This window comes from Rhizobium grahamii CCGE 502 (genome assembly GCF_000298315.2).
In the GTDB taxonomy this organism is placed as follows: domain Bacteria; phylum Pseudomonadota; class Alphaproteobacteria; order Rhizobiales; family Rhizobiaceae; genus Rhizobium; species Rhizobium grahamii.
The window spans coordinates 88,075-101,532 of record NZ_AEYE02000022.1 but is presented as its reverse complement, the minus strand read 5'-3'; the positions used below and the strand labels follow the sequence as shown (position 1 = coordinate 101,532).

At 58.7% G+C, this 13,458-nt stretch carries 12 protein-coding genes and 1 pseudogene; 8 read left to right on the top strand and 5 right to left on the bottom strand.

Going from position 1 to position 13,458, the window contains the following annotated elements:
* Positions 1-5: 5 nt before the first annotated feature.
* From RGCCGE502_RS18690 to RGCCGE502_RS18665, 6 genes are all read left to right on the top strand, one after another.
* Positions 6-992, top strand: a complete 987-nt coding sequence (locus tag RGCCGE502_RS18690) for an ABC transporter permease (RefSeq protein WP_016555748.1) — start codon at positions 6-8, stop codon at positions 990-992.
* A 10-nt stretch (positions 993-1,002) separates the two neighbouring features.
* Positions 1,003-2,193 carry an ABC transporter permease gene (locus RGCCGE502_RS18685; RefSeq protein ID WP_016555747.1) on the top strand — a complete coding sequence of 397 codons (1,191 nt, stop codon included), beginning with the start codon at positions 1,003-1,005 and terminating at the stop codon, positions 2,191-2,193.
* 10 nt (positions 2,194-2,203) lie between these two features.
* Complete coding sequence (locus RGCCGE502_RS18680; protein WP_016555746.1) at positions 2,204-3,913, top strand: ABC transporter ATP-binding protein; 1,710 nt, start codon at positions 2,204-2,206, stop codon at positions 3,911-3,913.
* A gap of 12 nt (positions 3,914-3,925) precedes the next feature.
* Positions 3,926-4,711, top strand: coding sequence for a 2-oxo-tetronate isomerase (gene otnI, locus RGCCGE502_RS18675; RefSeq protein WP_016555745.1), 786 nt, complete (start codon positions 3,926-3,928; stop codon positions 4,709-4,711).
* Between the two features lies 1 nt (position 4,712).
* Positions 4,713-5,588 carry a 2-hydroxy-3-oxopropionate reductase gene (locus RGCCGE502_RS18670; RefSeq protein WP_016555744.1) on the top strand — a complete coding sequence of 292 codons (876 nt, stop codon included), beginning with the start codon at positions 4,713-4,715 and terminating at the stop codon, positions 5,586-5,588.
* A gap of 107 nt (positions 5,589-5,695) precedes the next feature.
* Positions 5,696-7,801, top strand: a complete 2,106-nt coding sequence (locus RGCCGE502_RS18665) for a beta-galactosidase (protein ID WP_016555743.1) — start codon at positions 5,696-5,698, stop codon at positions 7,799-7,801.
* Between the two features lie 1,102 nt (positions 7,802-8,903).
* On the opposite strand, the gene RGCCGE502_RS18655 is transcribed toward RGCCGE502_RS18665, so the two are convergent.
* From RGCCGE502_RS18655 to RGCCGE502_RS38045, 5 genes and pseudogenes are all read right to left on the bottom strand, one after another.
* Positions 8,904-9,203: a DUF982 domain-containing protein gene (locus tag RGCCGE502_RS18655; protein WP_016555741.1), complete on the bottom strand. Its 300-nt coding sequence runs from the start codon at positions 9,201-9,203 to the stop codon at positions 8,904-8,906.
* 46 nt (positions 9,204-9,249) lie between these two features.
* Complete coding sequence (locus RGCCGE502_RS18650; protein ID WP_016555740.1) at positions 9,250-9,741, bottom strand: Hsp20 family protein; 492 nt, start codon at positions 9,739-9,741, stop codon at positions 9,250-9,252.
* 623 nt (positions 9,742-10,364) lie between these two features.
* Positions 10,365-10,891, bottom strand: a pseudogene (locus RGCCGE502_RS18645) (GNAT family N-acetyltransferase).
* Entirely contained in the window at positions 10,888-11,169 is a 282-nt protein-coding gene (locus RGCCGE502_RS18640) for a type II toxin-antitoxin system TacA family antitoxin (protein WP_040675056.1), read from the bottom strand. The pseudogene RGCCGE502_RS18645 and the gene RGCCGE502_RS18640 overlap by 4 nt, the downstream one beginning before the upstream one ends.
* A gap of 184 nt (positions 11,170-11,353) precedes the next feature.
* Positions 11,354-11,692: a hypothetical protein gene (locus RGCCGE502_RS38045; RefSeq protein ID WP_040675014.1), complete on the bottom strand. Its 339-nt coding sequence runs from the start codon at positions 11,690-11,692 to the stop codon at positions 11,354-11,356.
* Between the two features lie 86 nt (positions 11,693-11,778).
* On the opposite strand from RGCCGE502_RS38045, the gene RGCCGE502_RS18630 reads away from it, so the two are divergent.
* Together RGCCGE502_RS18630 and RGCCGE502_RS18625 are read left to right on the top strand one after the other, a co-directional pair.
* Entirely contained in the window at positions 11,779-12,666 is an 888-nt protein-coding gene (locus RGCCGE502_RS18630) for an amino acid ABC transporter permease (protein ID WP_040675054.1), read from the top strand.
* A complete protein-coding gene (locus RGCCGE502_RS18625; RefSeq protein WP_016555735.1) occupies positions 12,666-13,427 on the top strand; it encodes an amino acid ABC transporter ATP-binding protein in 762 nt (253 codons plus the stop codon). The genes RGCCGE502_RS18630 and RGCCGE502_RS18625 overlap by 1 nt, the downstream gene beginning before the upstream one ends.
* Positions 13,428-13,458: the final 31 nt, after the last annotated feature.

The window sequence follows — 13,458 nt, the reverse complement described above, 5'->3', positions numbered from 1 at the left end:
ATCTCATGCTTGCCTACATCCTGAAGCGTATCCTTTACATGATCCCGACCTTGATCGGCATGTCGCTGATCTCCTTCATGATCATCCAGCTACCGCCCGGCGACTACCTGACCTCGATGATCGCCACCATGAGCGAGAGCGGCCAGGCCGTCGATCCGGCCCAGATCGCCAGGTTGAAGGAAATCTACGGTTTCGATGACCCATTCTACATCCAGTACCTCAAGTGGATGTGGGGTATCGTGAGCCGCGGCGACTTCGGATGGTCCTTCGAATGGAACCAGCCCGTTTCCGGACTGATTTGGGCGCGCATGGGGTCAACCCTGGTGATTTCGCTGCTGAGCCTCGTGTTTGTCTGGATCGTTGCCTTGCCAATCGGAATATATTCGGCTGTCCGCCGTCATTCTGTCGGCGATCATGTCTTCACGTTTCTCGGCTTCATTGGGCTGGCGATCCCCAACTTCATCCTTGCACTGGCGTTGATGTACGTCGCTTACCGTTTTCTCGGCCAGAGTGTCGGCGGCCTGAACTCCCCTGAATTTGCCGAGGCTCCGTGGTCTTTCGCAAAGGCCATCGATTTCCTGCACCACCTGTGGATTCCGATTATCATCATCGGCGCCTCCGGTACTGCAGCCCTGATCCGTATCCTGCGTGCAAACCTGACCGACGAGTTGCACAAGCCCTACGTCGTGACGGCGCGTGCCAAGGGACTGCCCGAATACAAGGTCATTCTGAAGTATCCAGTGCGCATCGCGTTGAACCCGTTCGTCTCGGCAATCGGATGGATCCTGCCGCATCTTGTCTCCGGCGTCACGATCATTGCGATCGTGCTCAACTTGCCGACTGCGGGCCCGCTCCTGTTTCGGGCCCTTGTCTCGCAGGACATGTATCTGGCAGGCAGCTTCATATTGCTCCTGTCTGCGCTGACTTTGGTGGGCGTCCTGCTTTCTGACCTGCTGCTTGCTCTCCTCGACCCACGCATCCGGTTCAACTGAGGAGGATGCCATGACAGCGAACAACAACATGTCCGTGAACGACGTTCACTCGCAGGCAGCACTGGATGGCCCCTCGATCAGCCCGCTCAAACAGGGGCGCACCGTGTCGACCGCGGCTGTCGGTCCATGGCGGCTCGTCTTCGGCAAACTGGTTCGTCAGAAGGTTGCCATGGTCGCGGGTGCGATCATTGCGCTCCTCTATCTGGTGGCCGTCTTTGCAGAGTTTCTGGCACCGGCCCTGCCGACGACCGCAAAGCCCCAGTACACCTATGCTCCACCGCAGGCGATCAGGTTCTTCGTTACCAATCCCGACGGCACCTCTGATTTCAAACTCCACGTAAAGGGCTACAAGGTCGAGATCGACAAGGTCGCGCTGCGTCGCACCTTTGTGACAGATGATGCAAAAGTCGTCCCGATCGGTTTCTTTGTGAAAGGCCCTGCCTATAAGCTCTGGAACCTCATTCCTTCCACGACCCATTTCATCGGACCGATCAATCCGAACGATCCGATGTATCTGCTGGGAGCGGACCGGCTCGGCCGGGATGTTTTCACCCGGCTCGTCTACGGCACGCGTATCTCAATGTCGATTGGTCTCGTCGGCGTCGCAATGTCCCTCATCCTCGGGGTGGTCATCGGTTCGATATCCGGCTTTTACGGCGGCTGGGTAGACACGGCGATCCAGCGGGTGATCGAGGTCATCAGCGCGATGCCAACCATCCCTTTATGGCTCGGACTTGCTGCTGCAATCCCCCTGACATGGTCCCCCGTCAGCGTCTACTTCGTCATCACAGTCATCGTCTCCCTGCTCGGCTGGACATCCCTTGCCCGCGAGGTGCGTGGTCGCTTTCTGGCGCTTCGAAGCGAGGACTTCGTCACGGCGGCCAAGCTCGACGGCTCCAGCGAAATGCGGTTGATCTTCCGGCATATCCTTCCGTCGCTGACGAGCCACATCCTTGCTGTCGTCACGCTTGCAGTGCCAACGATGATCGTTGCCGAGACGTCCCTCTCATTTCTCGGCATCGGCCTGAAGGCGCCGGTCGTCAGTTGGGGTGTCCTGCTCCAGGATGCACAGAACATCCGCACGGTTGCGACCGCTCCCTGGCTGTTGATCTGGCCTTCGATGGCGGTGGTGGTGGCCGTTCTTTCGTTCAACTTCTTCGGCGATGGCCTGCGCGATGCCGCCGATCCCTACGACAATTGAGGAGGAAACCATGTCCGACCCAACCGATGACGTCGTCCTCACCGTCGAAAACCTGTCGATCGATTTCAGTCTTCGCACCCACATCCTGCATGCCGTCGAAAAGGTCAGCTTTCAGCTGCGTCGCGGCAAAACACTGTGCCTTGTCGGAGAAAGCGGTTCGGGCAAGAGCGTGACGGCCCGGTCGCTCCTCCAGATTGTCGACCGGCCCGGCCGCGTAGTCGCGGGTCGCATCGTCCTCAAGGAGGCAGGTGGCGAGACGGATATTGCCTCGCTTACGCCGACCAGCCGGGCAATGCGGGCCATTCGTGGCAAGCGTATCGGCCTGATCTTCCAGGAGCCGATGAGTTCCCTGTCGCCAGTGCACACCATCGGCTCGCAGATTGTGGAGGCGATCAAACTGCACAGCGGTCTCGACAGGAAGGCGGCGCGAGTGCGCATGATCGATCTTTTGCGCCAGGTGGAAATTCCCAATCCGGAGACCATGGGCGATCGCTACACCTTCGAATTCTCCGGGGGCATGCGACAGCGTGCGATGATAGCAATGGCGCTGGCGGCAAACCCGGACATCCTGATTGCGGATGAGCCGACGACTGCGCTTGACGTGACCACCCAGGCGGAGATTCTCGACCTCATCAAGCGCCTTCAGGTCGAACGTGGAATGGCAATGCTTCTTATCACGCACGACATGGGCGTTGTGGCCGAAGTTGCCGACGAGGTCGCCGTCATGCGCTTCGGCCGGATTGTAGAGGCGGGCACGGTCGATGCGATCTTTCATGATCCGCAGCATTCCTATACGCGCCAGCTTCTTGCTTCGACGGTCAAGCTCACGCATCACGCCGAATTGGTCGTGCCAGCTGCGGCCGCCTCCAAGGCGTCGCCCGCGCCGGTGCTTTCCGTGCGCAATCTGAGCAAGGTCTTCGGCTGGCATGGAACGACGAATACACTGAAGGCCGTCGACGACGCGAGCTTCGACCTCTACCCCGGGGAAAACTTAGGGATCGTCGGCGAAAGTGGCTCTGGCAAGACGACGCTCGGACGGCTGATCCTGAGGACGGTGGAGCCAACGACGGGTTCGGTGATCTTCCGTGGAAAAGACGGCCAGGAAATGGATGTCACGACACTCGGAAAAAAGGATCTTCGCACCTTCCATCGCGAAGTACGACTGGTCTTCCAGGACCCGTTTGCATCCCTCAATCCGCGCATGACCGTAAAAGAGGTGATCGGCGATCCGCTCGTCGTCAATGGCCTGGCAAAGGGCAAGGCGCTGGAAGAGCGCGTTGCCGAACTGATGCGCCTCGTCGGCCTCGATCCCCTGGCGATGGAACGCTATCCGCATGCGTTTTCGGGCGGACAGCGTCAGAGGATCTGCATCGCCCGGGCGCTGGCGCTTGATCCGCAGATCATCATTGCCGACGAGGCGACCGCAGCACTCGACGTGTCGATCCGCAGCCAGATACTCGATCTCCTGCTCGACATCCGCCAACGTCTTGGCCTGAGCTTCCTTTTCATCTCGCACGACATCTCGGTGGTCCGCTATTTCTGCGACCGGGTTGCGGTCATGCATCGTGGCAAGATCGTCGAGCTCGGCGAAGCCACCCAGATCTGCACGGCACCGCGCGAGGCCTACACCCGGAGCCTGATCTCAGCCGTTCCCAACCCCGATCCGCGTGACAAGCGTCTCATGCACCGTCAGCGTTTCGTTGCGCCGGCCAATGCATAGGAAGGAAACCACGTGCCAAAATTCTCTGCCAATCTTTCATTTCTATACCAGGACTTGCCATTCCTCGATCGGTTCGTGGCCGCGGCAAAGGACGGTTTCGGAGCACTCGAATATCTCGGCCCCTATGCCGAACCCAAGGAGAAGATAGCGGAGGCGCTGACGTCCAGCGGACTGAAACAGGCGCTCTTCAATACGCCTTCCGGCGATTGGGCGGGCGGGGAACGTGGGATTGCATGCTTGCCAGATCGCGTCGAGGAATTTCGGGCAGGTGTCGCCCAGGCGATCGACTATGCGACGGCGCTCTCCTGCCGTCAGCTCAATGTCATTTCGGGCCTCGTCCCTGCTGGCGCCGACTTCGATATCCTGGAGGAGGTTCTTGTCGGAAATCTCAAATACGCCTCCGTTCGATGTGCAGATGCCGGGATCCGGCTACTGATCGAGCCGATCAATCTGCGCGACATCCCTGGCTTCTTCCTGTCGAGGACGGACCACGCCGAAAGAATCCTCGACAGGGTCGGGTCAGACAATCTCTACATCCAGTACGACTTCTACCACATGCAGATCATGCAGGGTGACCTGATCCCGACCTTCGCCCGACTGAAGGACCGGATCGCCCATGTCCAGATCGCAGACAATCCAGGACGAAACGAGCCTGGCACTGGCGAGATCAACTATCCCTTCATCTTCGCCGAGCTTGACCGGCTTGGCTACGACGGTTGGGTCGGCTGCGAATACAAACCGAAATCCGGCACCAGCGAAGGCCTTGGCTGGATGAACCCCTATCGGAAGCGAGCGTGACATGAACATTGGTTTTATCGGATTGGGCGTCATGGGGCGCCCGATGGCGGAACATCTGATTGACGCAGGCCATCAGCTGAACCTGAGCCGTGTGAAGGATGTCTCGGGATATCTCGTCACCAAGGGCGGCAAAGCCATAGACAGCGCAAAGGTCGTGGCGGAGACCTCGGACATCATCATCCTGATGTTGCCGGACACGCCGGATGTCGACGCCGTCCTTTTTGGAGAGAATGGCGTCGCCTCGGGTCTATCCGCGGGTAAGCTGGTCATCGACATGAGTTCGATTTCGCCGGTTGCTACGAAGCATTTTGCAGCGCGCATTGAGGCGCTTGACTGTGACTATCTGGACGCGCCGGTCTCCGGAGGCGAAGTTGGCGCCAGGGCAGCCTCGTTGACGATCATGGTCGGCGGCATGGAACGCGCCTTCGAACGGGCAAAGCCGCTTTTTGAGAAGATGGGCAAGAACATCACCCTCGTTGGTGGCGTCGGTGACGGGCAAACCACAAAGGTTGCCAATCAGATCATTGTCGGACTGACAATTGAGGCCGTGTCGGAAGCCCTTCTGTTTTCGAAACGGGCAGGCGCCGATCCCGCGAAGGTGCGCCAAGCCCTGATGGGCGGCTTCGCGGCGTCCCGGATCCTTGAAGTTCTCGGCGAGCGCATGGTGAAGGAGACGTTCGATCCGGGCTTTCGGATGCGGCTGCACCGAAAGGACATGACGCTGGCGGTGGACGCTGCACGTGCGCTGGATATCGCTCTGCCCAACACTGCGGCGACCCAGCAGCTCATGAATGCCGCGGTGGCCTCGGGAGACGGCGATCGTGACCATTCCGCGCTGATCAAAACGCTCGAGCGGCTCTGCGGAGGCGCTCGCTAGCCCTATCCCTTGACGCTCGGCTCTCATTGAGGCCTCGGCGACCGACTCGGAAAGCATCGGGCGGCGAAGCTATGTCAAGCATTTCGTAAATCTTGGAGGATCATAGAATGTTACGTGACGACATCCAGTTTCCCTACGGGGCTGTATACTTCCGAAAGTCAAATCCCCCGCAGAACCATTGGGACCGCGATTATGGCGTCGCGGCCGAAGACGGCCTGAACGTTTTCCGCCACTGGTTCATGTGGGGCGCGATAGAGACGGCACCCGGCGTCTACGACTGGGAGGAATATGATCGGCAGCTCGATCTTGCTGCGAAAAACGGAATAAAAACGATCATTGCCGAGATGACACAGACCGTTCCTGACTGGGCGGTACGCAAATATGCCCATGCTGTTCAGATCACCTCGGATGGCAGGAAGCTCAGTTCAAACATGGGTGTGTCATCAGCGACAGGCGGGTTTGGCAAGAACGGTGGCGGCGTTCTGACCCTAAACTGCCCGGAGGTCCGTGAGGCGGCCGGCCGGTTTCTGACGGCGATGGCCAAGCGCTACAAGGATCATCCGGCCCTTTACGGTTACGATATCTGGAACGAATGCAACTACGCCGAGGACGTCGACTACAGCAGCTATACGAAGGCTGCCTTCAGGACATGGCTCCAGGCGAAATACGGAAGTCTCAAGGCGCTGGCCAAGGCCTGGTACCGGTACAGTTATGCAGAGTGGGACGATATCGAGCCCCCCGTCCAGATGGCGGCCTATCCTGAATGCATCGACTGGCTGCAGTTCAAGCGCGACAACTTCTACGAGCAGATGCAATGGCGTATCGATACGGTCCGGTCGATCGACAGCACGTGCCTGATTGCTGCCCATGGCGTCTCGGGTGCTATCCCTGACATGGCCTCGCATGGCTGCGACGATTGGCTGGCCGCGTCGAAGGTGGAACTCTACGGCTACACCTGGATCCAGGCGCGCAAGGGGACAGAGCCGTGGAAAACCTGGTACGGGGTCGATATCAATCGCGCTGCAGCACGCGGAAAACCATTCTGGCATGCAGAACGTCAGGCCGGCCCTCTTTGGCTGCAGCCTCAGGTGATCGGACGCGACAAGGAAGACGGACGTATCGCCGAGCCGGAAGACATCCGGATCTGGAGCATGACGTCGCTTGCCGGAGGCGCGCGCGGCATGATGAACCTGCGCTACAGGCCATTGCTCGACGGCCCGCTGTTTGGAGCCTTTGGTGCCTACGGCATGGATGGCTCACGCACGCCGCGATCCGAGATGCAGGCTGCACTTGGCAAGTGGGCCAATGATCCAGCCCAGGCAAGCCTTTGGGCGGCAAAGCCCGTTCGCGGAGAGATCGGGATCATTGTCGTTCGCGAGACGCAGGAGTGGGACTACCTTCTCAACCACGACCGCCAGGAGAAACCCTACAAGGCGGCCATGTGGGGTGCTTACCGGGCGTTCCTCGACCAGGGTGTTCAGCCTGACTGGGTGCATATTGACGACATTGACAGCTACCCCGTGCTCTACTTTCCCTACCCGATCATGTTCACGTCGGAACAGGCGGACCGGTTGAAGACCTGGGTCGAGAACGGCGGAACGCTGATCTGCGAGGCATGCCCCGGATATTTCGGCGACCGAGGACATGTCGGTCAGCAACAGCCGAATCTCGGCCTCGATGTGATGTTCGGCGCGCGTCAGGTGGATGTCGAATATATGCCCGACATCGGTGACCGGATCCGCTTCAGTTTCTACGGTCGAGAGGTTCAGGGCGGGGGCATGCTCCAGTCCTATGAGCTAACCAGGGGAACAGCACGCGGGACGTTCGACGATGGCCGCCTGGCGGTGGTCGAGAACGGCTATGGCAAAGGGCGGACACTTCTGATGGGTACAAACCCGTCGGTCGGATTTTTCAACACCAACGGAAAAACCAACCGGGCGTTCTTCGGGGCGCTGGTTGACTGGAGCGGTATTGAGCGTCACGCCGCATTGTCCAATACTGCGCTTTTCGCCCGGCTGCACAAGAGTGACAACGGCAGCTTCCTATGGCTCGTCAATCCCACGCGGGAAACACAAATGACGGAGGTCAAGCTTGCCGAGGCCCATGGGTGCATTCAAGCCGGGAAGGCCGCTTCCTGGCCACTCGGGCACCACTACCAGGGCGGCAAGGTCGACGTCCCGGCCCGTGACGTTGTCATCCTGCAGATCGGCTAGCCATCGGCTGACGCCTTGGATCATCGCCTATACATGAAAGTGAGTTGCGAGTTCGCCGGGGGAATAGGAGCTGCCTTATCAGTCGATCTCATCCGACGCCGTGTTGGGGAGGCGATCGATACCCGTGACGCCGCTCCTGCTCCGACGCGGACGAGGGTTTAAGGTGGCAACGATGCAGCAGCCGCTGCGGGGCGCCAAATAGATGACCGACACCCGGACAGCGTCAAAGCTGTTCGGCCTCGTTTTGTTAAATGTCGACAATCGCTCCGCACCTTCAACGCGCAGGCCGCAGTGTCGAAACAGACGGCATAGCTGCGTGAAGCTGTGGAGCAGCGGTTGATGGCGGCCATGTGCCTGTTGTGGAGGTGCCTCCGGGCATTTGGGTAACTCGCAGCTAGCAGGGACGACTTGCGCAGACCGTCGACCGAGTGTACGGCCGGCTTACGACAGCCGATAGGCGCCGCTTCCAGATCGCGAACTGACGCCATAGACACCGGCAGAAAATACCCGCCGGTGCGCCTCAGGGCTTTAGGCCAATGGTTGCGCGTCTGCGCCGTGCGGACCAGTGCGCAATTGCACCTCTCATGCCAGGCTGGTTCTGGTAGTTCCGCGCTGGAGGTTAATCTCGGCTATCTTGACAGCGCTATCCGCACGCGCCCAATCGCGCTGCAATTGGATCGTCGACATCCTGGCTCGATGGTCGATCAGGAAGCGAGCGGCGGGACCAGGGGGCGCGTGTCGGTGCAATAAACGGCCTGAAGTCGATAGGGGTCGCCTTTGCAATCGGAAAGATCAAGCTGCATCAGGTGCCCTGCTTGCGCACCATAGGTTCCGGCATGTTACACCAGCCAATACCTTCCTTGAGCAGCATGTGCCTGGCGCCATGATCGGCAAGGCGCCAGGTGTGGTTTCCGACAAAGACGAACTCGTGACCCTGAGTGAGCGGAGACCTGGCAGTCAAAAAATAGGCTGGATATGGCCTCGCGAAGGTCCGGGCGGATGAGGCCCACCCGCCAGAGGATGGTCCGGAGACGCAATCCACGCTCTTCGCCACCGCATCGCTGACGACCTTTAGAAAATTTCGTCCAGCATCCATCGAACCTCAGCGAATGTGAGGATCTCGATCGGGACGGGATCGCAGCGCCGCGATGGGATCTATCGTCGGTGCGAGCAGATCGTGCTTCTCGGCGAACGCCGCAAATAAGCCACGGGCGGTCTCGGCTTCTATTTCACCTCGTAACGCAGCTCCGCAGGCATTGAGAGCAATCGAATGGGAGGTGTCCCTTGTCGAGACTGGCCATTCAACGAGATGCCGGTAGGCGTCCATGACAGACCTTATTTCGGCCGGATACCCTAGACCGACAAGAATAGCTACAGGTTTCCTGAACATATCCGGTTTCATACGTCTCTCCTTTCCGACCCGTTGGGCGCCGCGGGCGGCGCCCGTTTTACTCATTGTTTGATACTGCGGCTTTCGTTCCTTCGATCTGGGCTGGAGAGGCCGCAGTTGGCAGCGCCGGATCGACCTGAATGTGGATCCTCCGCGGCTTCAGCGCTTCAGGAATCTCGCGAACGAGATCGATCGCCAAGAGACCGTTCCCCAGGTCTGCCCTGTCAACCCTCACATGATCCGCGAGCTCAAAGCGATGTTCGAATGGGCGGGACGCAATGCCGCGATGCAGATAGCCCTCCGCTGTCGCGTCCTGCTTCTTGCCGGTCACGGTCAGCAAATTCGATTGGAAGGTGATGTCGATATCGCGGCGCGCAAAGCCCGCGACAGCGATCGAAATTCGATAGGTATCATCGCTGCTCTTGACGATGTCATAGGGTGGCCAGTCATTAACCGAGCGTGCACGCTGAGCATTGTCCAGGAGATTGAAGACACGATCAAAACCGACGCTCGACCTGAAGAGCGGTGCATAATGGTTCGATGTTGCCATAGCCATATCCTCCTTGAAGCAACATGGCATGGAGCGCCGAAAGCAGCGCTCCCAGCCAAGCCAGCCCTGATCTAGCGGCTGGCGGCAACGATCTGGTTTTCACAAATGCCGTTTTCAAGAGATGATGAGTAAAAAAATCCTCGGATGGCAATGACGGGGGCAGTCGAGAAATAGGCCGGCGCTAGTAGTCACCTCGAAGGCACTTCGCGTTGCACGGTAGCTCGTGTTAGCGATCTTCCAGCTTCGTCTGCTCCACCCTCATGCCACGCCGCGGAGAGGTCGAAAATCGCCGAGAGTAGCGGAACACTCAGATGTAGAAAAGGCAGTCGACCACATACGATGCACGACATTCCTGGCGAGCAGGAACGGCGTCCCGAGCGCTGTTACCAACTCAATTCAGCCTGAACTCACTTTCGACGCGCCGCCACTCTTTTGGCCCGATGAGGCGCTGATGCGTGTACGGCGGTCGCTTTGCCCCTTTTTCGGCCCTTTCCAAGCTAGGCTTCTGCAGTTGCCCAGCTCTCGGATTGACCAGATGATAGAGTTTGCTTCAGGATCGCCATCTCTCAGAGGCGACTGTTCGATTCTCGATGAAAAATACCGTGTCCGCCCGCCTTGCAGGATCAGAGGAGACCTTTGCCACGCAGGTCGGCCGCGGAGGTGATGAGCGGCATTACGAGAGTTAGCGGTTTGTCCTTCAGCGGTTCGGCGCCATAAGAAGCGTACCAGTTGGCGGCGCGCTCGCCTTTGGCATCGATGATCAGCAACAGTCCCCCGCCTTCCCCCGCAAGTCGCAAGCAGCGCAGCGCTGCGGCGGCAAGGAGTTGGCCTCCCAGTCCCTGCCCGACAACCGCGCGGTCGGTAGCCAGTCGCGCAAGCTTAAAGCCCGGCACATCATGGCGGGCAAACCCGCGTGTCATTGCATCGGGCACTGTTGCATGCTCGACTGCCGAAGGCGCGATCGTATAGAACCCAAGAATACGGTTGGGCACTGCGTCGTCGATAGCACAGAAGGTCTTCGAGGCATTTTGCTCATGGCTCTGTCGGGCAAGCGGACCAGAAACTCATTCATCTGAACGTCGCCGCAATCGAAGGCTGCCCGACCGTGGGACTTGGCGATCGGTTCCTCATGCCATGCAGGTAAGGTCATAGGGCGTCAGGCAAACCGACAATCGCGGCGCGTAGCTTGGCGTTGGGTTTGGGCGGATTTTCCAAAAGCTCAAGAATGCGAAGATGATCGCGCCGCGACACCCTGATCGTCTCGGCCTCTTCTATCACAGCCTCTGCTTCTCGCAGGGCGGATTGGGTCACGAAACTCGTCAGATCGGTATTGCGAAGCGCCGCAGCGCGCCGGAGTTTGGCCTTGGCCGTGGCAGGCACCCTCAAACTCATACGCTCATTGTTGTTCTCGTTCGCTATGCTCGGCATGTCAGCCTCCATCTCTGAATGGAAGCAAAAGACCCCCCGGGCGTCAATGTCGTGCGCCTTCAAGGCGTACACCTCAAACCGCGCGCGGTTCTATAGCTTCTGGGATTGCCTTAGGGTCTGCAGGACATTGGGATCACCCGTCAGCTGCTCAGCAATTTGCAGACCATACGAACGCCCTCAGGAGCTACAGGCACCCGATCTTGCGAATTGCCACGCAGCACGGCGCAAAGTCTGCGGATAAGCCGAGCCTTGAATGACACCAGTTGATCGTTTCGCCAAGGGTGATCCAGCTCGATCGAAAATCGCAAGCCGCCTCAACGCCTCCTTTGATTTGGCTCCCTCGCCTTCCATGTCGATCTGTCTTCTTGCCATTTTGTGCTGCGCCCATCCCGTTGGGATCAGCCAAGGCGCGCTCCGACTCTGCTCTTATCTGCGGATCAAAGTGTCGAGGAACCAGATAATCCTTGGCCTTCTCGAACCCTGCATTGGCCGCCTTATTATGCGTTTTTCGCATGAATTGCATGTTTGATTGTCGTTTGCGGAAACTTTCAAAACAACCTTATCTGCGAGACAGAAATCGAAGCTTACGAACAGCTCAGGGGATCGGATATGAACACATCACCGTCTCTGGACGCGGATTCGCTGGAGATCGTAAGGCCCAAGAAAATCGGCACCAAGATCATGGCCGGTGTCAGCATTATCCTGCTGCTGCTGTTGGCCAAAGCCTTCTGGCAGGGTGACATCGCCTGGAGCGTGGTCTCGGAATACCTGTTTGCGAGCGCAATCCTTTCCGGCGTAGGCAACACGATCATCATGACGTTTTGCGCAATGTTTGTCGGCATTATGCTCGGGGTTCTGGCCGCCATCATGCGGATGTCAGACAATGCCGTCCTGCGCAACATCGCCATCGGCTATGTATGGTTTTTTCGGGGAACGCCCGCCCTTCTGCAGCTTTTGCTGTGGTTCAATCTCGCCCTCATATTTCCGACGCTCGGCATACCCGGTGTGTTTTCGGTCCAAACAGTCGACGTGATGACACCGTTTGTCGCGGCGGTCCTCGGCCTTGGCATCCAGCAGGGCGCGTATACGGCAGAGGTCGTGCGAGCCGGTATTCTGTCGATCGACAAGGGCCAGATGGAGGCGGCCCAGTCCATCGGCATGACGAAGCTGCGTGCGACGCTTAAAATCGTTCTTCCACAGGCTATGCGTGTCATCGTACCGCCGATCGGCAACGAAACGATCGGCATGGTGAAGCTTACGTCTCTCGCGAGCGTCATCCAGTATTCCGAGGTGCTGAGGAGTGTCGAAGACGTCTACTATGCGAATTCGCGCGTCATCGAACTGCTGATTGTCGCAACGGTATGGTACCTGATTGTCGTGACGGTCCTCAGCGTCGGTCAGTTTTACATCGAGCGTTACTTTTCGAAGGGCTGGGGCAGACGTGCCCCGACCGCCCAGCAGGCGGACACTCAGGCTCTGGCCGGGGAGGCAAGCTGATGGACGCGATCATCAAGGCCCGTGGCGTTCAGAAATATTTCGGCACGTTCCACGTTTTGAAGAACATAGAGTTCGAGATCAAGAAGGGTGAGGTCGTCTGTATCATCGGACCTTCCGGCTCCGGAAAAAGCACCTTCCTGCGCTGCATAAACCAACTCGAGCAGATCGATGCCGGGTATATTGCAATCGACGGGGAGATTGCCGGATATCGCCGGGAGGGCAACCGCCTGTTTCCTCTTCCCGACCATGAGATTGCCCGGCAGCGGCAGGCCGTAGGGATGGTCTTCCAGAAATTCCATCTCTTTCCACACAGAACTGTCCTTCAAAACATCATCGAGGGCCCTGTTGGCGTCCAGAAGCGCCCTCGGCAGGACTGCGTGGCAGAAGCACGCGCGCTTCTCAAACGGGTCGGCCTGGCGGACAAGGCAGAGTCCTATCCCGGCGAACTGTCCGGCGGTCAGCAGCAACGGATTGCAATCGCAAGAGCGCTCGCCATGAAGCCGAAGGCGATGCTCTTCGACGAACCGACATCAGCGCTTGATCCCGAACTCGTCGGCGAGGTGCTCGCCGTCATGCAAGAACTCGCGGCAGCGGGCACGACAATGATCGTGGTCACTCATGAGATCGGCTTCTGCAGAGAAGTGGCTGACCGTGTCCTCTTCATGGACGCGGGGATGATCGTCGACACAGGTACGCCTGCCGAAATTCTCGAAGATCCCAAAAATCCCAGAGTGAGGAATTTCATCTCTGCGGTGCTCTAACAACAGTCAAACCGTGAAGAACTCATTGGAG